The sequence below is a fragment of the Paraburkholderia sediminicola genome, from assembly GCF_046026675.1.
Classification (GTDB): domain Bacteria; phylum Pseudomonadota; class Gammaproteobacteria; order Burkholderiales; family Burkholderiaceae; genus Paraburkholderia; species Paraburkholderia sediminicola_F.
In genome coordinates, this window is sequence record NZ_JAQQEY010000002.1 from 1,944,903 (window position 1) to 1,964,115 (window position 19,213).

Consider the following 19,213-nt stretch of genomic DNA (forward strand, 5'->3'; position numbering starts at 1 on the left):
GCGCGGCCTCACTCACAGTTCAACCGTGGCGCAGGCAAAACGCCGAGGGCGGCGGATTGCCCAACTGGGCAAGATGCTCGGGGCGCAGCCGGTCCACCAATTCGACAAAGCTCGCCACGCTTGCCGTGCGCAACGGGTGATAGTCGATCTGATGGCGCTCGCATACCCGTTTGAGCGTATTCATCGAATCATGATCGACGCAGTCGACCGGAAACACGACGATATCCGCGCCCGGCAGCGCGGCGGCTAGCAGACCTTTGCGGTCTTCCACGCCGCCGTCGTGCACCACGAAATCGCCACCGGCGGCCTCCACCAGCCGCTTGAGCGCGGCATTCGAGCCGGGACGGCCGCCCACGTAGACAATCCGTTTGCCGCGCACGCTGTCGAGGCTGGCTTGCCGCGTCTGCGCGCCATGGCTGCTGTCCGCTGAATTCACCGTCGCGCGTTCCAGCGCGTCGCATTCGTTTTGCACTAACAGGAGCTGCGCCAACGTCTCATCACGGCTCTTGCGTAACGCGAGTGCCGCGCCCTGTTCCTGCAGCGCGCGTTGTTCAGCGGCCTCACGGCGGCTCGTATGGAGCGCCACCCGCTGGTCGCTGTCGGCGAGCTTGTCGCGCAGCCTCGATATCTCGGCTTCGAGATCGGAAGGATCCGTCGGCGTCTGGCGCGTGGCCCGGGCGGTGAGTTGCGCGATCTGCTCGTTGAGCGTGGCGATCACCGCGTCGCGCTGTGTGCTGATTTCCTGCAAGCGGCTTTGCTGCCGCTCGACTTTCTCTTTCAACTCGGCGTTTTCCGCTTCGAGCGCAACCAGTCTGCGGATGTCCGCGCGATTCGCCGCGCCGACCAGATGCGACAGCATGTGCAATTCGCCGAACGCTTTCTGACGCACTTGCAGGGTCGCGCACGGATGCGTCATCAAAGCCCAGTAAGCCGGCGGGATCTCGCCGCTTTTCAGCGCTTCGTCCCAGAGCTTCAGCAGCTCGACGTCGTCGGCGGCTTTGTCGAAGCGGCGGATCGCCGCCGCATAGTGCTCGTCGAGCAACTTGTGCAGGGCTTTGGCGCCCGCGCCGCCATCGATCGCGAGTTCGACGGCCGAGTGATGAATCTCCAGATCGCTCGCGTCCCGGCGATCGAGGCTGGTGAATTTAGGCACCAGCTTGCGCAGTTCGTGCGTGCTGAGACAGGTGCCGATGATCGAGCAATGCAGCTGGCCATCGAGCTCGGCGAGGCGCGCGCGCCGTTTGGTGTTCGAGAGCGATGCCTTGGCGGGCGTGCAGCACGGATCGGCCGCGCGCAAACCGGTGCCGGCAAGCTCGTCGCCGGACAGTTTGAGGCGCGAAGGCTGGGCGAGACGAAACGGCGGCGTGTGCATGAGGACCTCGAATCCGGATCTGGCGTCAGGCTGACTGAACGTGCGTGCTGGACATCCGCGCCATGCAGGCGCTGCTGGCGATATATTCGAAAAGATATAACGATCGGCAAGAGAAAACGTTCATATGCGGCAATGACGAATTAGTCGTTCGGGTGGACGAGCGTCCGCTCAGCGCGTGCTTTGCGCTGAGTGATCGTGGTAGAAGCGGCGGCAGAAGCAGTGACGGGAACTGCCGCGGTAGTGCGGCCGGCGGCGCGACGGGTGACGGCCGGCGTTGTGCCGCCGGTTGTCCGTGCATGCTGATCCAGAACATGTCCAACGCACAGACCGATAAACGCGGTATCGAGCCGTTCGAGTTCCGCCACCACCTTGCGTAGCGCTGCCAGGTCGTTGCTGAACGCATCCGAGAAGATCGCGTCGCGAAGTTGCTCGGCCGAGCGCGCCTCTTCGATCGACGCTTTCAGATCGCGCAGACGGGCAAAAGCCGCCGCCTTGGCCTGTTCGGCCAGGATCGACAGCAGCTGGTTCAATGAGTGCGAGCCCGACGTGCCCACCGACGCGAAGTTCAATTGGTCGCCGGTCAGCATCAGCACGAAGCGCTGCACGCTGCCGTAAAGGCGCCGGTAAGCATCGACGACGTCACGGATCAGTTCGGCGCGGCCACGTTCTGATACCGATTTCACCGCGACGATGGTCGACGGCAGTCTTTTCGGGCGGTGTCCCGCCGGGTCGGACGAGGTGGGTCGCAATGGGGGTCGCAATGGGGGTCGACTAGGCACTGCTGCTGGCTCCTGCTTGTTTCGCTTTGTCGTACGCGATTGGCGGGCGGGTCGCTGCGCCGCACAAAAGCATACCGTGATATTCGACAGGATATAACGAAAGGTGGCGTGAGGGTAGCGGCGCTGGTTTTACCGGGCGGGCGTCGCGGCCCCGGCCGCCCCATTTTCCGATATCGTGTGCTGCGTGCGCGGCCAAACTCAAATCCTGGCGCGCGCTCCTTTCCGGGCCGTTTCCACGACCGGCCGACCGGGTCACGCATAAACACAAGAAAATGAGCCATCCCAACACCGAACTGATCGAGCGTTTTTACACCGCGTTCCAGCAACGCGACGCGGACAGGATGGCTGCCTGCTATGCCGACGATGTGGTCTTCAGCGATCCGGCCTTTGGCGAGCTGCGCGGCGAAGAGGCCCGCGACATGTGGCGCATGCTGATGTCGCGCGCACAGGACTTCTCGCTGACGTTCGACGGCGTCGAAGCGGACGAGCTCAACGGCCGCGCCCACTGGGTAGCCCGTTACACATTCAGTCAGACGGGCCGCACGGTGGTGAACAGCATCGACGCCCGCTTCGTGTTTCGCGAGGGCCGCATCGTCGAACACCGCGATACCTTCGACCTTTGGCGTTGGGCCCGTCAGGCTTTGGGGATCAAGGGCCTGCTGCTCGGCTGGACACCTTTCGTGCAGGGCGCGATCAGGGCGCAGGCGAGAAAAGGCCTCGACCTCTATCGAAGCCGACAGCACCGCGCTTAACGGGTCAACCCGGGTTCAGCCCGGCGCAATCCACCCAGTCTTGCTATGAACCGGCCAGTTGATGCAGTATTTCGTGATATCGACAAGCGGGGAGTTCTATGCCGGTAGTGGATGCGTCATGGGAAGCGTGGCTGAGCAGCAACGTAGCGCGCGGTTGCAGCATCGACTCGATGATCGGCGCGATGGTGCAAGCCGGTTTCGCCACGGAAGCCGCGCGCGCGGAAGTGCGCAAAGCGTTCGGCATGAACCCGGCGGACGCAGGAGCGGCCCCGGCGGCCGTAGCGACCGAGGCCACCCTGGTCAAAACCTCGCCGCAAACCTACCAATACGACGAGTCGCCAGTAGCGCGCGGCAATGTGATCCGTGCGCACGATCGCGACGTCCGCGTGTTGATGCGCTGCGAGCGGCCCCAGGTAATCGTGTTCGGAGATGTACTTTCGCCTGACGAATGCGACGAGATGATCGAGCGCTCGCGTCATCGACTGAAACGCTCGACCACGGTCAATCCCGCCACCGGCAAGGAAGACGTGATCCGCAACCGCACCAGCGAAGGCATCTGGTACCAGCGCGGGGAGGACGCGTTCATCGAAAAGATGGACCGCCGCATTTCGAGTCTGATGAACTGGCCGGTTGAAAACGGCGAGGGGCTGCAGATCCTGCATTACGGCACGACAGGCGAATATCGCCCGCACTTCGATTATTTCCCGCCCGATCAGCCCGGCAGTGCGGTGCATACCGCCCAGGGCGGCCAGCGCGTGTCGACTCTGGTGATCTATTTGAACGACGTGCCCGACGGCGGCGAGACGATCTTTCCGGAAGCGGGCATGTCAGTCGCGGCGGTCAAGGGCGGCGCGGTATATTTCCGCTATATGAACGGCCAGCGCCAACTCGATCCCCTGACCTTGCACGGCGGCGCGCCGGTGCTCGGCGGCGACAAATGGATCATGACGAAGTGGATGCGCGAGCGCGCCTACGGCTGACGCGCGCTATTCGGCCGCGTGCGGTGCGGCGGTTTTTCCTGGAGCACCGGCTGACAGTTGCTTCAATGCACTGCGCGCGCCGACGCAACCCATGCGCATGATCATCAGGCCGATCGCCGCGCCGGCCACGTGGTCGAGCATCGGCATGCCCGCGATGCTGCCGGCCACTCCCAATGTAGCGACCAGCGCCGACACTGCATCCATTCGCGCGTGCCATGCACTTGCCAGCAGAATCGCCGAGCCGGTGCGCTGGCCTTCGGCGCGCAGGTAGCGGAACAATGCTTCCTTGGCGATCGTGACGAAGCCGCTAATGGCGAGTGCACCGACCTGCATCGTCGTGTTGCCACTCAACGTGGCGGTTTGCCCGATGCTGTGCCAGAGCATTTCGGCTGCTGTGACAATCAGCAGGGCGGCGATGAAGAGGGATGCCATCGCTTGCGCGGTGTTGCCGTCCCCCTCACGCGGCGTTGCATTCAGGTGTTTCGAGCTGAGATACAGCACGATGAGCACGACGCCGTCGGCGGCCAGGTCGCTCAAGGTGTGGACGCCGTCCGCGACCAACCCGTCCGAATGCGCCGTCAGGCCGATGGCAATCTGCAGCGCCATGAGAAAGGCGTTGAGCAGCGCACTGGTGGAGGCGGCTTTAAGCAAGGCGGCCGCCTTGTGTGGTGCGGCTGTGGCTGTCGCGCACGGAAGGCTGTGGCATCGGGTCGGGACGGGTTACGTTGTCGCAGAAAAATACCCGTCGAACGTGGCGTGCAGATGACAGTGCTGTAACGGCTGCCGGCGATCAGGACCAGCTCGTCCGCCCCGGCGAAGCCGGGCAGGGCGCCCGGCCTGCGCGTGCTGCGCCAACAGGCGGCCCCGTCACCAGCCGCCCGCGCTTTCCTCAAGCCGTCTTGTAAACGTCCGGGTTGTGCACTTCCATATAACGCTCCGGCGTTGCCAGTCCCGTGAAGCCGTGCGGTTCGTAGACGTGGTGAGCGTCTGTCGTCACCAGCACGATTCTGCGCAAACCGGTCAGCGATGGGCTGCCGAATACATGCTTCATCAACGCCGAGGCGTATCCGTTGCCACGGTACGCCGGCAGCACGAACACATCGCACAGGTACGCGAATGTCGCCTGGTCCGTTATCAGGCGGGCAAACGCGATTTGCCTGCCTTCGATATACGCGCCGAAACATAGCGACCCCGCTATCGCCCGGTCGAACGTCTCGCGCGGCATGCCCTTCGCCCACGCCGTTTCCTGCGACAGAAACGCGTAGACCATCTCTATGTCGAGGTCGGCCTTGCTGCTCGAAATCGTCAGATCGTTTGTTCGCACTGCGTGTCTCCGCTTGTTCCGGTCAGGCAGTCAAAGGATGCGGCGCCGGTTGGGCGCTGCGCTGCTGCTTCAACTCCGCTTCAAACCTTTCCATTCCTCCAGCCCGCTGCGAGCTCAGCCCTTCGCCGGATCTTCGGTGCCGCGCGAACCGCCGCCGATGCTCTGTCCGGCGTCGCGCGCGAGACCCAGGTAGCCGGTCACGGACACCAGCGTCAGCACGCCGGCAAACAGAAACGCGAGACGAAAATCGTCCAGGGTGAATACACGGCCGGTCGTCTCGCCGTTGAAGAACGCCGCTGCGCGCAGCGAGACGGCGCCGAAGGCGATGCCCAGACCGATCGTCATCTGGGCGGCAGCGCTCCATAGCGTGCTGGCCGCGCTCATCTGCGGCTGTGCGACGTCGGCGTAGGCTAGCGTGGCAAGCGTCGAGAATTGCATCGAGCGCGCCACGCCGTAGATGAAGACGACGAACAGCACCAGCACGAGCGGCACGTTCGGCGTCAACAGCCCGCAGGCAATGATAAAAACGCCGGCCACCGCCACGTCGATAATCGACACCATGCGGAAACCGTAGCGTTGCAGGATGCGCGTGGTCAGCGCCTTCATGCCGAGATTGCCGAGCGCGCTCGCGAGCAACAACAGGCCCGACTTGAACGCCGACAATCCGAAGCCGATCTGGAACAGCAGCGGCATCAGATACGGCACCGCGCCAATGCCGATCCGGGTGAACGAGCCGGTTACCACCGTCACGGAAAAAGTCGGGATCTTCAGCGTGGATACGTCGATTAGCGGATGCGGGTGACGCTTCGCATGCTGGAACGCCACCACGCCCATCAGCAATCCGCCGACGATGAACGCGCCAGCCACCCAGGGATTTTCGCCGGGCTGGCTCGCCAGTTCAGCGCCGTACAGAATCGCCGTGAGCGTCGTGGCGCTCAGCAGGAGGCCGACGACGTCGAGCGGCTTGCGTTCCGTGCCACGCAGATTCGGCACCAGCGCGAGCGCAACGGCCATCGCTGCCAGACCGAACGGCACGTTCAGCAGAAAGATCCAGCGCCATGACGCATAGGTGGTGATGAAGCCGCCCACCGGTGGTCCGACCACCGGCGCAGCGATGGCCGGCCAGGTGATGGTCGAGATCGCCTGCATCATTCGGCTCTTTTCCGTGCTGCGGACCACGATCAAACGGCCCACCGGCACCATCATCGCGCCGCCCATGCCTTGCAGCAGCCGCGCGGCCGTAAATTCGGTCACGTTGTGCGACAAGCCGCACAACACGGAAGCCACCGTGAATACGCCGATCGCGCTGAAGAACACCGTGCGCGAGCCGCAGCGGTCGGCGACCCAGCCGCTCACCGGGATGAAAATCGCCAGCGCCAGCATGTAGGCCGTCATGCCGAGGCTCAGGCTGTTCGGCCCGACGCCGAACGAGTGCGCCATCTGCGGCAAGGCAGTGGCGATCACCGTGGTGTCGAGATATTCCATGAAGAAGGTGGCCGCGACGATATACGGCAGCCAGCCGACATGTGAATTGCGTGCGCCGCCGGTCATGGCGCCGTCCTCGACGCCTTGCCGTTGCGTGTGAATTCGACGACGCCTCCGGCGTCTTTAGCGTGTCGGCGTGTCCCGCGCGATCGTGTTGACTTCATGTTCTTGCGACAACCTTTCGAAAACGTGTTTCCGGTACGCCTCGTTGGACGGGTAACGAGGTCGCGGCCTGTCTGGCGTAAGCCAGCTCTGCATCGTAACGCAACAAGCCGCTGCAGACAGCGGCGCACCAAGCCAACGTGGCGAGGACCGCGCCGGAAACATGGCTTTCTTGCCGCTCAATCCTTCGCTGCGTATTCGCGATCGAGCTTGTCGTACAGCGGCTTGTTCACAAGACGCTGGCGTTCACTGAACGGCGCGACGAGGGATGCGTCTTCGTCGAGGCGACCATTGCTCTTCAACGTGCCGAGCGCGCGTTGCATGCCGAGCACCGCGCCTTGCAGCGCCGCGTTCGCATACAGGACGATGCCGTAGCCGAGCTTGGCGAGCGCTTCACGCGATTGCACCGGCGTCTTGCCGCCGATCACGATGTTGATCAATTGCGGCGTGTCGAACAGCGACGGCAACCGCTCGATATCGGCGAGCGATTCGGTCGCTTCGATAAACAGAATGTCCGCGCCAGCCTCGATGAAGCGATGGCCACGCTCGATCGCGTCTTCAATGCCGTGGACCGCGGCCGAATCGGTGCGCGCCATGATCTGCAGGTTGCCGTCTTCGCGGGCGTCGACGGCGGCGCGGATCTTGCCGACCATCTCACTCGTGCTGACGACTTCCTTGCCGGAGAAATGGCCGCATTTCTTCGGCATGATCTGGTCTTCGAACTGGATCACGTCGGCGCCGCTGCGCTCGAGCACGCGCACCGTCTGGCGCACATTCAGTGCGTTACCGAAGCCGGTGTCGGCGTCGACGATCAGCGGCAGCGCAACCGCGTCGCGAATCCGTGCGCAATGCTCGGCGACTTCGGCGAGACCGATGAAGCCAAGATCGGGCAGCCCGAGCGACATATTCGTGACTCCCGCGCCCGTGATGTAGATCGCCTCGAAACCCGCGTCTTCAATCACCCGCGCGCTCATTGCGTTGAAGGCGCCCGGCACGAGCAGACCCTGGCGTTGGTTGACTTTGGCGCGGAACGCGGCGCGTCGATTAGCGGAAGTGCTCATGACGGTGTGTGTCTCCAGATGGGAAGTGGGTGATAGAACGCTGAGCTGAATTTGCAGGAAGCATGCCATTTGCCGCGTTTCACGATTTGTGCCGGACAATCAAAAGCTTAGGCGGAAAGGGGCCGCGCCGCTGTTCATGGCAGAATAGCCGATATGTTCCATGAAACGTTTCATGGAACGTTCCACCTACGAGCGGAGCGTCGCGGTGTCCACTTTCACGTCGTCCCTTGCCAATTCCAATTCCGGTCACCCAGGCATCGCCCTGGTCAGTATCAGCCGGTTGCAATCGCTTTGCGAGACGGTTGCGCCGCGCTATACCGGGCGGGCCAGGTTCTTTTCGGTCAGGGAAGGCTACGGCGCTGCCGTCACGGCCCTGCAAACCTATGTGGATGCGGGCTCGGTCGATGTCGTGCTGGCAGCCGGATCGAACGGCGCCTACCTGCGCGACAATCTGAGCGTGCCGGTGGTGATGGTCAAGGTGAACGGCTTCGACGTGTTGAGCGCGATCACCCGCGCCACGACGACCTGGCCCGGCGCAAAGATCGGCCTTGTCCTGCACGAAACCATCTCGCACGAACTCGCGGACCTGAGCGCGTGGCTGAATGTTGGCCTGAAACAGCGCGCCTACCGCTCGATCGATGAAGTGCGGCTCGCGGTCGCGGGCCTCGCAGCAGAGGGCTGCAGCGTCATCATCGGCCCCGGCATGGCTTGCGATTTTGCCCAGCAAGCCGGCCTGGAAAGCGTCTTCCTGTACTCGCTGGGCGCGGTCGAAGAAGCGTTCGAGCGCTCGGTCGAACTGGCGCGCGTGAGCCGCCAGAAGGAATCGAAGCGGGTACGCCTGAACACGATCGTGGCCCATCTGCGCGACGGCGTGGCCGCCTTCGACGACGCCGGTCAGCTCGAAGCAGTCAATCCGGCCATGCTCGATCTGCTCGGCCTCGACCGCGAACAGGACGTCCCGGCGCAATTGACGCGCACTGTCGGCCCTTTACTGCGCGAGACGCTTGAGCATGACCTGCCGGTCGAGGAGCGTATCGAGCAGATCGGCGGCCGCGCGCTGATCGTCAACTGTGTGCCGATCCTCGAGCAGGGCGTGCGCTCGGGCTCGGTGGTCATGGTGCAGGACGCGCTGGTCGCGCAGCGGATTGACCGCTCGCTGCGCACCAGCCAGCGGCCGAAACATCTGGTCGCGCGGCACCATCTGGAGGACCTGATCGGCAGTTCGGCGGCGCTCGAGCGGGTGCGGCGGCTCGCACGCGCGGGCGCGGCTCACGACGCCACCGTGCTCTTGTGCGGCGAAAGCGGCACCGGCAAGGAACTGGTCGCGCAGGGCATCCACAACGCCAGCCGGCGGCGCGGCAATCCGTTTGTCGCCTTCAATTGCGCGGCGCTCCCTGAAGGGTTGATCGAGAGCGAACTGTTCGGTCACGAGGAAGGCGCGTTCACCGGTGCGCGCCGGGGCGGCAAGCAAGGGCTCTTCGAAATCGCCCACACCGGGACGATCTTCCTCGACGAAATCGGCGAGATGCCGGCGGCGCTGCAAAGCCGGCTGCTGCGGGTGTTGCAGGAGCGCGAAGTCATGAAGCTCGGCTCTGGGCGCGCGACACCCGTCGACGTGCGGGTGATTGCTGCCACGCATCGCGATCTGCACGCGCTGGTCGAGCAGGGCGGCTTTCGCGCGGACCTGTATTTTCGGCTGAATCTGCTCCAGATAGAATTGCCGCCGTTGCGCGAACGACGTGGCGATGTCGCGCAACTGGCGCGGCATTTGTTGAACCGCAGCGCGCTCCAGTATGGGTTGTCAGGCGCCGCGCTCGAGCGGGTGCTGGCGTTTCTCGCACCTTTGTTCGAGCACTATGCGTGGCCCGGCAATGTGCGGGAGCTGGAAAATCTGCTGGCGCGCGCCGCGATTTATCTGAGCGATTCGGCCGGCGAGGGCTGGCAGGATCTGCAGGCGGTGTTTCCGGAGTTCGGGCGGATGCGGCAGACGGCCGCGGACATGCATGGGGCCATGGCTCCCGCCCGCGCCACCGGCGACGCCTTGGGCCGCCGTTCACCCACCCGCGAGGATGTCATACGCGCTCTCGAACAGGCTGGCGGCAATCGCGCTGCAGCAAGCCGGGCGCTGGGAATCGGCCGCACAACCCTCTGGCGGCTCATGCGAGACTGAACCGAGGATTGGTGCGACGCAATAGTCGCCGGTAGCCAGTCAAATAGTAATATACTATCGAAATAATTTAAACACACCACTTTACCTATTAAGCAACGTCTGACATACTGATTCCACTTTCCAACCACTCCGAAAGAGGACTCAGTAAATGCCGATCATCAACAGTCAAGTCAAACCGTTCAAGGCACAGGCTTATCACAATGGCGACTTCCAGACCATCACTGAAGAGAGCCTGAAGGGCAAGTGGTCGGTTTTCGTTTTCTACCCGGCTGACTTCACGTTTGTTTGCCCGACCGAACTAGGCGACCTGGCAGATCGTTACGCCGAATTCAAGAAGCTCGGCGTCGAAATCTACAGCGTTTCGACCGATACGCACTTCACGCACAAGGCATGGCACGACACGTCGGACACGATCCAGAAGATCAAGTACCCGATGATCGCTGACCCGACCCTGGCAATCTCGCGCAACTTCGACGTGCTGATCGAAGAAGAAGGTCTGGCATTGCGTGGCACGTTCGTGATCAACCCGGAAGGCGAGATCAAGCTGGCCGAAATTCACGACAACGGCATTGGCCGTGACGCCGGCGAGCTGCTGCGCAAGGTTCAAGCTGCGCAATACATCGCGGCTCACCCGGGTGAAGTTTGCCCCGCCAAGTGGACGCCGGGCGCTGAAACGCTGACCCCGTCGCTCGACCTGATCGGCAAGATCTAAGGTCTAAAAGCCTCTCGCAGTAAGCGCCTCACGGCGCATTGCCGTGCGGACCGCTTGATACAGCGGTCCGCACGTCCCCGGACTGCGCGCCTCCTATCCGGATGCGCGCGGCGCCCGGGATCCAACACCCCTCGTCACGGAATCGAATAGCCATGCTGGACGCCAATCTCAAGACTCAGTTGAAATCCTACCTCGAAAAGGTTAGCAGGCCTATCGAGATCGTCGCCTCGCTCGACGACAGCGCGAAATCGCAAGAGCTGCTGGCATTGCTGAACGATATCGCGACGTTGTCGGAACGCGTCACGGTGGTCGAACGTCGCGGCGACAGCGAACGCAAGCCGTCGTTTTCGATCGGCGAGCCGGGTAAGGAAGCCGGTATCCGTTTCGCTGGCATTCCGATGGGGCATGAATTCACGTCGCTCGTCCTCGCGCTTTTGCAGGTCGGCGGCCATCCGGTCAAACTCGACGATGCGGTGATCGAACAGATCCGCAGTCTCGACGGCGACTATCAGTTCGAAACGTATTTTTCGCTGTCATGCCAGAACTGCCCGGAAGTTGTCCAGGCACTGAACGTGATGGCGCTGATCAACCCGCGCATCCGCCACGTGGCGATCGACGGCGCGTTGTTCCAGAACGAAGTCGAAGCGCGCCAGATCATGGCGGTACCGACCATGTTCATGAACGGCGAAGTGTTCGGCCAGGGCCGCAGCGGTGTGAAGGAAATCCTCGCGAAGCTCGACACCAATGCCGGTGCGCGTGCGGCGAAGGAACTGGAAAAGAAGCCGGTGTTCGATATGCTTATCGTCGGCGGTGGCCCGGCGGGCGCTGCTGCGGCGATTTACGCGGCGCGCAAGGGTATTGCGACGGGGGTCGTGGCGGAACGCTTCGGCGGCCAGGTGCTCGATACGTTGGCGATCGAGAACTTCGTCTCCGTAACGGAAACCGAAGGACCGAAGTTTGCCACGGCGCTCGAACAGCACGTGAAGAGCTACGAAGTCGACATCATGGACGTGCAGCGCGCTGAAGCGCTGATCCCGGGCCGCATCAACGAAGTGCGTCTGGCGAACGGCGCGGTGCTGAAGGCGAAGACGATCATTCTGGCAACAGGTGCCCGTTGGCGCGAAATCAACGTGCCGGGCGAGCGCGAGTACCGTAACCACGGCGTGGCGTACTGCCCGCATTGCGATGGTCCGCTGTTCAAGGGCAAGCGCGTTGCGGTGATAGGCGGCGGTAATTCGGGCGTCGAAGCGGCGATCGATCTCGCGGGTATCGTCCGTGAAGTGACGCTGTTCGAATTCGGTGCGCAATTGCGTGCCGACGAAGTGCTGCAACGCAAGCTGCGCAGCCTTGCCAACGTGACGATCGTCACGCAGGCACAGACCACGGAAATCACCGGCGACGGCAAGAAGGTCAACGGTCTGGTCTACAAGGACCTGCGTTCGGGCGAAACGAAGAACATCGAACTCGAAGGCGTCTTCGTGCAGATCGGTCTCGTGCCGAACACCGAATGGCTGAAGGGCACGGTCGAATTGTCGAAGCACGGGGAGATTGTCGTCGATGCGCGTGGCGCGACTTCGGTGCCGGGCGTGTTTGCCGCAGGCGACGTAACCACCGTTCCGTTCAAGCAGATCGTGATTGCTGTGGGCGAGGGTGCGAAGGCATCGCTCTCCGCGTTCGATCATTTGATCCGCAGCAGCGACGTAGATGAAGTGGTGAGCGAAGCGGAAACTGAAGCGACAGCTTGATGGTGTTGCGTGAGTAGTGGACGGCGGCCTGCGGGCCGCCGTTTTTGTTTGTGGTTGAGACCGGAGCGCACGTCAATGCGGGCTTCGCCATTTGGCGACTTCGACTGATCACAAAGCTGGCGCCCCGAGGTGCACTGCAGCAAACCGGCAAACACCCGTTTTATTCATCCGCTCGACGCCCACCCCGAATGCCGCAGCAACGGCACCTTCGTTTGGAGCCTCCCGTCTAGGCCAATTCCTTGGCTATCCCGCCCGTCAGGCCATATAAATCTGGGAGTCGGGCACGGTCCCGCCGACATGCGTACTGGTTCGCAAGCGCACAGTTTGCCGATACCAGGCGACATAAAACAAGGAGGGAGACAATGGCAACATCGCAGGCGGCCCCCGCTCGGTGGGTCGACAGCAAGCGCTATCTGTGGCTGCTGGGCGCACTCACCATCACCTTGCCGCTGCATGCGGCCAATCTGGCGTTGCAGACTGGCTGGCATATTTTCTGGTGGTTCGGGCCGATTTTCGTGTTCGGCATTATCCCGGTGCTCGACTATCTGATCGGCGACGATCCGAGCAATCCGCCCGAGGAGGTCGTCCCCACGCTCGAACGGGAGCGCTATTACCGCCGCGTGGTCTATCTGGCCACCTTCATCGAATACGTGTCGTTCTTCGGCGCGCTGTGGATCGTCGGCACGCACGCTCTGACGTGGTACGACTATCTGGGTTTTGCGCTCTCGCTGGGCGCAGCGACTGGCGTATCGATCAATACCGCGCACGAGCTCGGTCACAAAACGGACGGTTTCGAACGATGGCTCGCCAAGATCACGCTGGCTCCGGTCGCCTACGGCCATTTCTTCGTCGAACACAATCGTGGACACCACGTGCGCGTCGCTACGCCGCCCGATCCGGCGAGCGCGCGCTATGGCGAATCATTCTGGCGGTTTCTGCCGCGCACGGTATTCGGCAGCATCGCGTCGGCGTGGCATCTCGAGAAGCATCGGCTCGAACGTCTCGGCAAATCGCCCTGGACATGGCGCAATGAAGTCCTGCACTCGTGGGCCATGACCGTCGTGCTGTGGGGTGCGATGGTCGCGCTGTTCGGTAAAACGGTGATTCCGTTTCTGCTGATTCAGGCAGCGTACGGGGCCTCGCTGCTGGAAGTGGTCAACTATCTGGAGCACTACGGGCTCGGCCGCAAGCAACTCGCGAGCGGCCGTTACGAGCGCTGCCAGCCGCAGCACTCATGGAACAGCAATCGTATCGTGACGAATCTGTTTCTGTATCAACTGCAGCGTCATGCCGATCATCATGCGAATCCAACGCGCTCTTATCAGGCGCTGCGTCATTTCGATGGTGCACCGCAATTGCCCTCCGGTTACGCGACGATGATTATGTTCGCCTACGTGCCGCCACTGTGGTTCCGCGTGATGAACCCGCGGGTGGTCGCGCATTATCAAGGCAACATGGCGCAGTCGAATATCCGGCCGGCCATTCGTGAGCGCGTGTTGGCGCAGTTTGGCGGCTAACGTAGATTGCTTCTTGCAAAGAGAAAGCCGTCCGGGCAATACCGGGCGGCTTTTTTATCGAGCGTGTCGAAGACCAGCAGCGCAGCCTTAACGCCGGTCGATCGAATACTTGCCGGCGCCGGTCACGCACAACAACAGCAGTCCACCCATGATGCTGATGTTCTTGTAGAAGTGGATCATGTTGTCGTACTGCATCGCACCCGTCATGTTCCAGTAGTGATGGCCAATGATCGCCGTGCCCAGCGTATAGAGCGCCAGCAGCAGCGCAAGCGGCCGCGTATAGAAGCCCACCAGCAGCGCGATGCCCACCACTAATTCCATCACGACGGCGATGACCGCCGACAACTCCGGCGCAGGCGCACCGGTCGACGTCATATAAGCAACGGTGCCGGAAAAGCCGGTCAGCTTCGACCAGCCGAACATCACGAACAGCACCATCAACAGGATGCGGGCGACGAGAAGGACCGTGTCTTTCTGGTTTTCAAATAGCGTATAGCGCATGATTTTTCTCTGTAGGTAAGGAAGGGTGCGGTTCGCCGCAAACTTCGCGGCGAGCCACGCTTAAGCCGGCCAGATCAATCGACAGGATTGAGCCGCTTAAGCCCACAACTCCGATACTTCAATGTTACGCAGATCGAACACCAACACCTCCGCGTCGTGACCCTGCGTGAAGGTCAGGGCTTCTTCGCCGCGGACCCGCGCGCCGTCGCCTTTGCCAAGTTCGACGCCGTTCACCGTGACGCTGCCGCGCGCCACGTGGATATAAGCATAGCGATTACTGGCCAGTTCGAGGCGCGCAGTTTCTTCACCGTCGAAAAGACCGGCATAGACCCGCGCGTCCTGTTGCAGTACCAGCGAGTCGTCCGCACCGTCAGGCGACATCACGAGGCGCAGCGCACCGCGCTTCTCGTCCGCGCCAAAGCGCCGTTGCTGATAGCGCGGCGTGGTGCCTTTCTGCGCCGGCGCAATCCAGATCTGCATGAAGTGCACCGGGTCGGTCTTCGAATGGTTGTATTCGCTATGCGCGACACCGGTTCCTGCGCTCATCAACTGGATGTCGCCGGGCACGATCACCGAGCCGGTGCCCATCGTGTCCTTATGTTCCAGCGCACCTTCCAGCACGTACGAAAAAATCTCCATGTCGCGGTGCGGATGCTTGCCGAATCCTTGTCCTGGTGCGACACGGTCGTCGTTGATCACAAGCAGGTCGGAAAAGCCGTTCTGCTTCGGATCGTGATAGTTCGCGAAGGAAAACGTATGACGCGAGCTAAGCCAGCCGTGCTCCGCGCGGCCGCGTTGATTGGCGTGTCTGATATCGAGCATCGTATTTCTCCTTGTTTCCGGTTGTGCGATCCGGCCGGATGTTTGGCCGCGATCCATGAATGACAGTGTAGGTCAATCAGGATGGCTATAATCAGATGCAAATAGGAAATACTGTCTCCATGAGGTGGACAATACGATGCAACTCGATGATATGCGGATCTTTGTCGCCACGGTCGACGCCCATAACTTCACCGCCGCGGCAAAGCGGCTGGCGCTGTCGAAGCAGTTCGTCAGCCGGCGCGTTATGGCGCTGGAAGAGGCGCTCGGCGTGCAATTGCTGATCCGCAATACACGCAAGCTGGCCGTGACTGAACTCGGCCAGGAGTTCTATGAGCGTGCGCGGCGCATTCTCGGTGAGGTGGAAGACGCCGAGCAGGCGATGTCGTTGCGGCGCGCCGGGCCACGGGGGCTCTTGCGGGTTAGTGCGCCGATGTCGTTTGGGATGATGCATTTGTCGCCATTGGTGGCGAGCTTCCTGCGCGAGCATGGCGATGTGCGCTTCGACATGGAGTTGAGTGATCGAACCGTCGACGTGGTGGGCGAGGGGTTCGATATGGCGATTCGGATCGGTACGTTGCCGGACTCCACTTTGATTGCGCAGAAGCTTGTGGATGTCAGGATGGTGGTGTGCTGTAGTCCTGGGTACGTGCGGAGGCGGGGGGCGCCGGTTGTGCCTGGCGATCTTGCGCGGCATTCATGTCTGTTGTATGGGCATGGTGGGGTTGTGAGTTGGGATTTTGTTGTTGATGGGGTTTCGAAGGGGGTTGAGGTGAATGGGCCACTTCGGGCTAATAATGGGGACTTGATTCGCGATGCGGCTGTGGCTGGGTTGGGGATTGTTCGGCTTCCTGATTTTATTGTTGCTGAGGCGGTTCGGGGTGGGCTGTTGGTGACTGTGTTGGAAGAGTTTTTGCCTACGGCGGTTACTGTCTATGCCGTCTATCCGCAGCATCGGCAGAGCTCTGTCAGTATTCGGGTTTTTGTTGAGTTTTTGCGGGAGCAATTGAGGAAGAGGTTAGTGGCTTGATTTTTTTGCCTGCGCGGCGCTTGTTCGTCTGTGTGCCTGGGGCTTTGGCCTTTTCTTGATTTGTTAGTGGTCTATTAGCGTTGCCCCTGTGCGGGGCGGCACCTACTTTTCTTTGCCGGCTGCAAAGAAAAGTAGGCAAAAGAAAGCAGCTCAAACCGCTACTGCTAAGCGGGGCCCGTGGTCTGCTGCGGGTAGTGGTGCATCTGGAATCCGGGTTCGTGCACCTGCACGCGCTTGTGACAAGGGCGTCATACTTCCGGCGGCGCTGCGCGCGCCGAAGAGCACCTCAAAAACCGCCCGCCCGCCGCGTTTCAGTCTTCGACTTCGCCAGTTCAGCAACATTTCGCGCAGCAGCGGCGGACTTCGTCGCGGCAGACTAATCGCCGCCCGCCGCCCGCCGCCCGCCGCCCGCCGCCCGCCGCCCGCCGCCCGCGGGCCTACCGCTGCTTACCCGTTGCGGAAAATGAAGCTGTAGCCGTTCAGTGCCGGCACGCCGCCCAAGTGCGCGTACAGCACCCGTGAGCCTTCCGGGAATTCGCCGTTTCGCACCATGTCGATCATCCCATGCATCGACTTGCCCTCGTACACCGGGTCGGTCAGCACGCCCTCGAGGCGCGCGCATAGACGGATCGCCTCCAGCGTGCCTTCGTTCGGCAAGCCGTATTCGGGGCCGGCGTAGCGTTCGTCCAGAACCACGTCCTTCCCGGTGATGTCGCGCTCCAGGCCGACTTTTTCGGCGGTCTGCTTCGCGATTCGGGTGATCTGCTCGCGCGTTTGTGCCGGTTTCGCGGATGCATCAATGCCGATCACGCGCTCAGCGCGGCCGTCGGCAGCGAAACCCACTACCATGCCGGCCTGGGTGCTGCCGGTCACGGAACACACCACGATGTAGTCGAATTTGAAGCCCAGCTCGGCTTCCTGCTGACGTACCTCTTCGGCAAAGCCGACGAACCCGAGGCCGCCCAGCGGATGGTCGGAACAGCCAGCAGGGATTGCGTACGGCTTGCCGCCCGCAACCCGTACGCTCTCTAATGCGTCCTCCCAACTCTTGCGAATGCCGATGTCGAAGCCGTCAGCAACCAGGCGGACGTCCGCGCCCAGAATGCGCGACATCTGGATGTTGCCGACCCGGTCATACACGGCGTCCGAATAGTTGACCCAGTTCTCCTGCACCAGCACACACTTCATCCCCAGATGCGCCGCAACCGCCGCCACCTGGCGGGTCTGGTTCGACTGGATGCCGCCAATCGAAACCAGCGTGTCACAACCCTGCGCCAACGCCTCCGGGATCAGATACTCCAGCTTGCGCGTCTTGTTGCCGCCGAAGGCAAAACCGCTGTTGCAGTCCTCACGCTTCGCATATAGATGCACCTTGCCGCCCAGGTGGTCGCTCAAACGCTTCAGCGGCTGGATCGGCGTGGGCCCAAAAGTCAGCGGGTAGCGAGGGAATCGTTGCAGGTTCATGGCAGCTCCGGAATGGTAGGTTTGACGCGAGCAGCAAGCAGTCGCGTTACAACAAATGTTAAGGAAAAGCGCTAGAAATGAGCTTGCAAATAAATTCTGTTCCGCATACTTTTAAAACTACTCACTCCAAAATGATCTAATAAACAGCCGGACTGGAATCAATGAACGCAACAAAAGTTCGTAGGGCACCTATGACTGCCGACGCCTCATTCGCGGAAGCCGATCCGCTTCACACGCTCGATCGCATCGACCGGGCGATCCTGCGTCAACTGCAAACCGATGCGTCGATCTCGAACGTCGCGCTCGCGGCCAAAGTCAAACTGAGCGCGCCGGCGTGTCTGCGGCGCGTCGAGCGGCTGAAGGAGTCGGGACTGATTCGCGGCGTGGTCGCGTTGATCGACCCGAAGGCGGCCGGCGCGGGGATGCTGGTCATCATCGGCGTGGTGCTGGACCGGTCCACGCCGGAGTCGTTTGCCGAGTTCGAAAAAGCGGCGCAGAAGGTGGCAGGGTGCATGGAGTGCCACGTCGTGACCGGCGAGTTCGACTATTTCATGACGATCCGCACGCGCGATAGCGACAGCTTCAATCGTCTGCATGCGGAACAGCTGCTCTATTTGCCCGGCGTCCGGCAAATCCGCTCGTTCATGGTGCTCAAGGAAATCCTGTCGACCACGAAATTTCCGCTGTAGTCGCTGCCGTCACGTAAAAAGGCGCGCATGCTGTCATAAATCCCCTTGCTGGACGACTAAGTGTCGGGACCCCTCACGGGCGGCGCGCTTGGCGCCTGAGCGGGTGGACGGTACGGACTTTCCGGGGCGATCATCATGGCTTGCAACAGACGGACATTCTTCAGGTTAATCGGCGCGGCGTCGCTCGCCGGCGGTACCGCTGCATGGCGCACGGCAGGCGCGGCGGAATTAGGCACAGCAGCGGCCTACGAGGTTGCGCGCAGCGACGCCGAATGGCACAAGCTGCTCACGGATGCGCAATTTCGCGTGTTGCGCGAAGCGGGCACGGAACGCCCATTCAGCAGCCCGCTGAATGACGAGCACCGCGTCGGCACATTCGCATGCGCCGGTTGCGCGCTGCCGTTGTTTTCGTCGAAAACGAAGTTCGATAGCGGCACTGGATGGCCGAGCTTCTGGCAGCCGATGGATCACGCCGTGATCACGCATACCGACAAGTCGTTCGGCATGACCCGCGACGAAGTACTGTGCCGGCGCTGCGGCGGCCATCTGGGCCACGTATTCGACGACGGCCCCAAACCGACCGGCCTGCGCTATTGCATGAACGGCCTCGCGTTGACTTTCACGCCTGCCGCGCGCGGCACGAGTTGATCG

The 19,213-nt window shown here is 62.1% G+C and carries 18 protein-coding genes; 9 read left to right on the forward strand and 9 right to left on the reverse strand.

The genetic code is table 11. The features are described from left to right. Positions 1-19: 19 nt before the first annotated feature. Both PQQ86_RS28410 and PQQ86_RS28415 read right to left on the reverse strand, forming a co-directional pair. Positions 20-1,372, reverse strand: a complete 1,353-nt coding sequence (locus tag PQQ86_RS28410) for a DUF2325 domain-containing protein (protein WP_408274534.1) — start codon at positions 1,370-1,372, stop codon at positions 20-22. 140 nt (positions 1,373-1,512) lie between these two features. Continuing rightward, the gene (locus PQQ86_RS28415) at positions 1,513-2,055 is read right to left on the reverse strand and encodes a hypothetical protein (protein WP_408274537.1); all 543 of its coding nucleotides are present in this window, start codon (positions 2,053-2,055) and stop codon (positions 1,513-1,515) included. 368 nt (positions 2,056-2,423) lie between these two features. Here PQQ86_RS28415 and PQQ86_RS28420 point away from each other — a divergent pair, with 368 nt between their 5' ends. Together PQQ86_RS28420 and PQQ86_RS28425 are read left to right on the forward strand one after the other, a co-directional pair. After that, positions 2,424-2,903: a nuclear transport factor 2 family protein gene (locus PQQ86_RS28420; protein WP_408274540.1), complete on the forward strand. Its 480-nt coding sequence runs from the start codon at positions 2,424-2,426 to the stop codon at positions 2,901-2,903. A gap of 98 nt (positions 2,904-3,001) precedes the next feature. Then, entirely contained in the window at positions 3,002-3,883 is an 882-nt protein-coding gene (locus PQQ86_RS28425; protein WP_408274543.1) for a 2OG-Fe(II) oxygenase, read from the forward strand. 6 nt (positions 3,884-3,889) lie between these two features. On the opposite strand, the gene PQQ86_RS28430 is transcribed toward PQQ86_RS28425, so the two are convergent. The 4 genes from PQQ86_RS28430 to PQQ86_RS28445 all read right to left on the reverse strand — a co-directional run bounded on the left by PQQ86_RS28430 (position 3,890) and on the right by PQQ86_RS28445 (position 7,915). Beyond that, a complete protein-coding gene (locus tag PQQ86_RS28430) occupies positions 3,890-4,534 on the reverse strand; it encodes a cation diffusion facilitator family transporter (protein ID WP_408274546.1) in 645 nt (214 codons plus the stop codon). A 238-nt stretch (positions 4,535-4,772) separates the two neighbouring features. After that, positions 4,773-5,153: a GNAT family N-acetyltransferase gene (locus PQQ86_RS28435; RefSeq protein ID WP_408279383.1), complete on the reverse strand. Its 381-nt coding sequence runs from the start codon at positions 5,151-5,153 to the stop codon at positions 4,773-4,775. Between the two features lie 168 nt (positions 5,154-5,321). Then, positions 5,322-6,758 (reverse strand): MFS transporter, encoded by a 1,437-nt coding sequence (locus tag PQQ86_RS28440; RefSeq protein ID WP_408274549.1) that lies wholly within the window; start codon positions 6,756-6,758, stop codon positions 5,322-5,324. A gap of 275 nt (positions 6,759-7,033) precedes the next feature. Next, on the reverse strand, positions 7,034-7,915 hold the full coding sequence (locus tag PQQ86_RS28445) for an isocitrate lyase/PEP mutase family protein (RefSeq protein ID WP_408274551.1): 882 nt from the start codon (positions 7,913-7,915) through the stop codon (positions 7,034-7,036). Positions 7,916-8,087: 172 nt separating this feature from the next. Between PQQ86_RS28445 and prpR the strand changes: the two genes are divergently transcribed. The 4 genes from prpR to PQQ86_RS28465 all read left to right on the forward strand — a co-directional run bounded on the left by prpR (position 8,088) and on the right by PQQ86_RS28465 (position 14,059). Beyond that, positions 8,088-10,085, forward strand: a complete 1,998-nt coding sequence (prpR, locus tag PQQ86_RS28450; RefSeq protein WP_408274553.1) for a propionate catabolism operon regulatory protein PrpR — start codon at positions 8,088-8,090, stop codon at positions 10,083-10,085. A gap of 148 nt (positions 10,086-10,233) precedes the next feature. Continuing rightward, on the forward strand, positions 10,234-10,797 hold the full coding sequence (ahpC, locus tag PQQ86_RS28455) for an alkyl hydroperoxide reductase subunit C (protein ID WP_408274556.1): 564 nt from the start codon (positions 10,234-10,236) through the stop codon (positions 10,795-10,797). A gap of 152 nt (positions 10,798-10,949) precedes the next feature. After that, positions 10,950-12,542, forward strand: a complete 1,593-nt coding sequence (ahpF, locus tag PQQ86_RS28460) for an alkyl hydroperoxide reductase subunit F (RefSeq protein WP_408274558.1) — start codon at positions 10,950-10,952, stop codon at positions 12,540-12,542. 362 nt (positions 12,543-12,904) lie between these two features. After that, positions 12,905-14,059, forward strand: coding sequence for an alkane 1-monooxygenase (locus PQQ86_RS28465; protein WP_408274563.1), 1,155 nt, complete (start codon positions 12,905-12,907; stop codon positions 14,057-14,059). An 87-nt stretch (positions 14,060-14,146) separates the two neighbouring features. Here PQQ86_RS28465 and PQQ86_RS28470 read toward each other — a convergent pair whose 3' ends face one another. Both PQQ86_RS28470 and PQQ86_RS28475 read right to left on the reverse strand, forming a co-directional pair. Next, positions 14,147-14,560 (reverse strand): DoxX family protein, encoded by a 414-nt coding sequence (locus PQQ86_RS28470; RefSeq protein ID WP_408274568.1) that lies wholly within the window; start codon positions 14,558-14,560, stop codon positions 14,147-14,149. A 96-nt stretch (positions 14,561-14,656) separates the two neighbouring features. Further along, positions 14,657-15,382, reverse strand: coding sequence for a pirin family protein (locus PQQ86_RS28475; RefSeq protein WP_408274571.1), 726 nt, complete (start codon positions 15,380-15,382; stop codon positions 14,657-14,659). A 136-nt stretch (positions 15,383-15,518) separates the two neighbouring features. Here PQQ86_RS28475 and PQQ86_RS28480 point away from each other — a divergent pair, with 136 nt between their 5' ends. Then, positions 15,519-16,409, forward strand: coding sequence for a LysR family transcriptional regulator (locus PQQ86_RS28480; protein WP_408274574.1), 891 nt, complete (start codon positions 15,519-15,521; stop codon positions 16,407-16,409). 447 nt (positions 16,410-16,856) lie between these two features. Here PQQ86_RS28480 and PQQ86_RS28485 read toward each other — a convergent pair whose 3' ends face one another. After that, on the reverse strand, positions 16,857-17,873 hold the full coding sequence (locus PQQ86_RS28485) for a 1-aminocyclopropane-1-carboxylate deaminase (RefSeq protein ID WP_408274577.1): 1,017 nt from the start codon (positions 17,871-17,873) through the stop codon (positions 16,857-16,859). A 161-nt stretch (positions 17,874-18,034) separates the two neighbouring features. Here PQQ86_RS28485 and PQQ86_RS28490 point away from each other — a divergent pair, with 161 nt between their 5' ends. Beyond that, on the forward strand, positions 18,035-18,562 hold the full coding sequence (locus PQQ86_RS28490; RefSeq protein WP_408274580.1) for an Lrp/AsnC family transcriptional regulator: 528 nt from the start codon (positions 18,035-18,037) through the stop codon (positions 18,560-18,562). A 135-nt stretch (positions 18,563-18,697) separates the two neighbouring features. Further along, positions 18,698-19,210: a peptide-methionine (R)-S-oxide reductase MsrB gene (gene msrB, locus PQQ86_RS28495; RefSeq protein WP_408274584.1), complete on the forward strand. Its 513-nt coding sequence runs from the start codon at positions 18,698-18,700 to the stop codon at positions 19,208-19,210. Positions 19,211-19,213 lie beyond the last annotated feature (3 nt).

What these genes read in the sequence shown, in the direction of transcription:
- PQQ86_RS28465 (WP_408274563.1), top strand. Translation starts at nt 12,905, where the DNA reads ATGGCAACATCGCAGGCGGCCCCCGCTCGGTGGGTCGACAGCAAGCGC.
- ahpF (WP_408274558.1), top strand. Translation starts at nt 10,950, where the DNA reads ATGCTGGACGCCAATCTCAAGACTCAGTTGAAATCCTACCTCGAAAAG.
- PQQ86_RS28420 (WP_408274540.1), top strand. Translation starts at nt 2,424, where the DNA reads ATGAGCCATCCCAACACCGAACTGATCGAGCGTTTTTACACCGCGTTC.
- PQQ86_RS28485 (WP_408274577.1), bottom strand. Translation starts at nt 17,873, where the DNA reads ATGAACCTGCAACGATTCCCTCGCTACCCGCTGACTTTTGGGCCCACG.
- PQQ86_RS28490 (WP_408274580.1), top strand. Translation starts at nt 18,035, where the DNA reads ATGAACGCAACAAAAGTTCGTAGGGCACCTATGACTGCCGACGCCTCA.
- prpR (WP_408274553.1), top strand. Translation starts at nt 8,088, where the DNA reads ATGGAACGTTCCACCTACGAGCGGAGCGTCGCGGTGTCCACTTTCACG.
- PQQ86_RS28410 (WP_408274534.1), bottom strand. Translation starts at nt 1,372, where the DNA reads ATGCACACGCCGCCGTTTCGTCTCGCCCAGCCTTCGCGCCTCAAACTG.
- msrB (WP_408274584.1), top strand. Translation starts at nt 18,698, where the DNA reads ATGGCTTGCAACAGACGGACATTCTTCAGGTTAATCGGCGCGGCGTCG.
- PQQ86_RS28445 (WP_408274551.1), bottom strand. Translation starts at nt 7,915, where the DNA reads ATGAGCACTTCCGCTAATCGACGCGCCGCGTTCCGCGCCAAAGTCAAC.
- PQQ86_RS28425 (WP_408274543.1), top strand. Translation starts at nt 3,002, where the DNA reads ATGCCGGTAGTGGATGCGTCATGGGAAGCGTGGCTGAGCAGCAACGTA.
- PQQ86_RS28435 (WP_408279383.1), bottom strand. Translation starts at nt 5,153, where the DNA reads ATGGTCTACGCGTTTCTGTCGCAGGAAACGGCGTGGGCGAAGGGCATG.
- PQQ86_RS28470 (WP_408274568.1), bottom strand. Translation starts at nt 14,560, where the DNA reads ATGCGCTATACGCTATTTGAAAACCAGAAAGACACGGTCCTTCTCGTC.
- ahpC (WP_408274556.1), top strand. Translation starts at nt 10,234, where the DNA reads ATGCCGATCATCAACAGTCAAGTCAAACCGTTCAAGGCACAGGCTTAT.
- PQQ86_RS28440 (WP_408274549.1), bottom strand. Translation starts at nt 6,758, where the DNA reads ATGACCGGCGGCGCACGCAATTCACATGTCGGCTGGCTGCCGTATATC.
- PQQ86_RS28480 (WP_408274574.1), top strand. Translation starts at nt 15,519, where the DNA reads ATGCAACTCGATGATATGCGGATCTTTGTCGCCACGGTCGACGCCCAT.
- PQQ86_RS28475 (WP_408274571.1), bottom strand. Translation starts at nt 15,382, where the DNA reads ATGCTCGATATCAGACACGCCAATCAACGCGGCCGCGCGGAGCACGGC.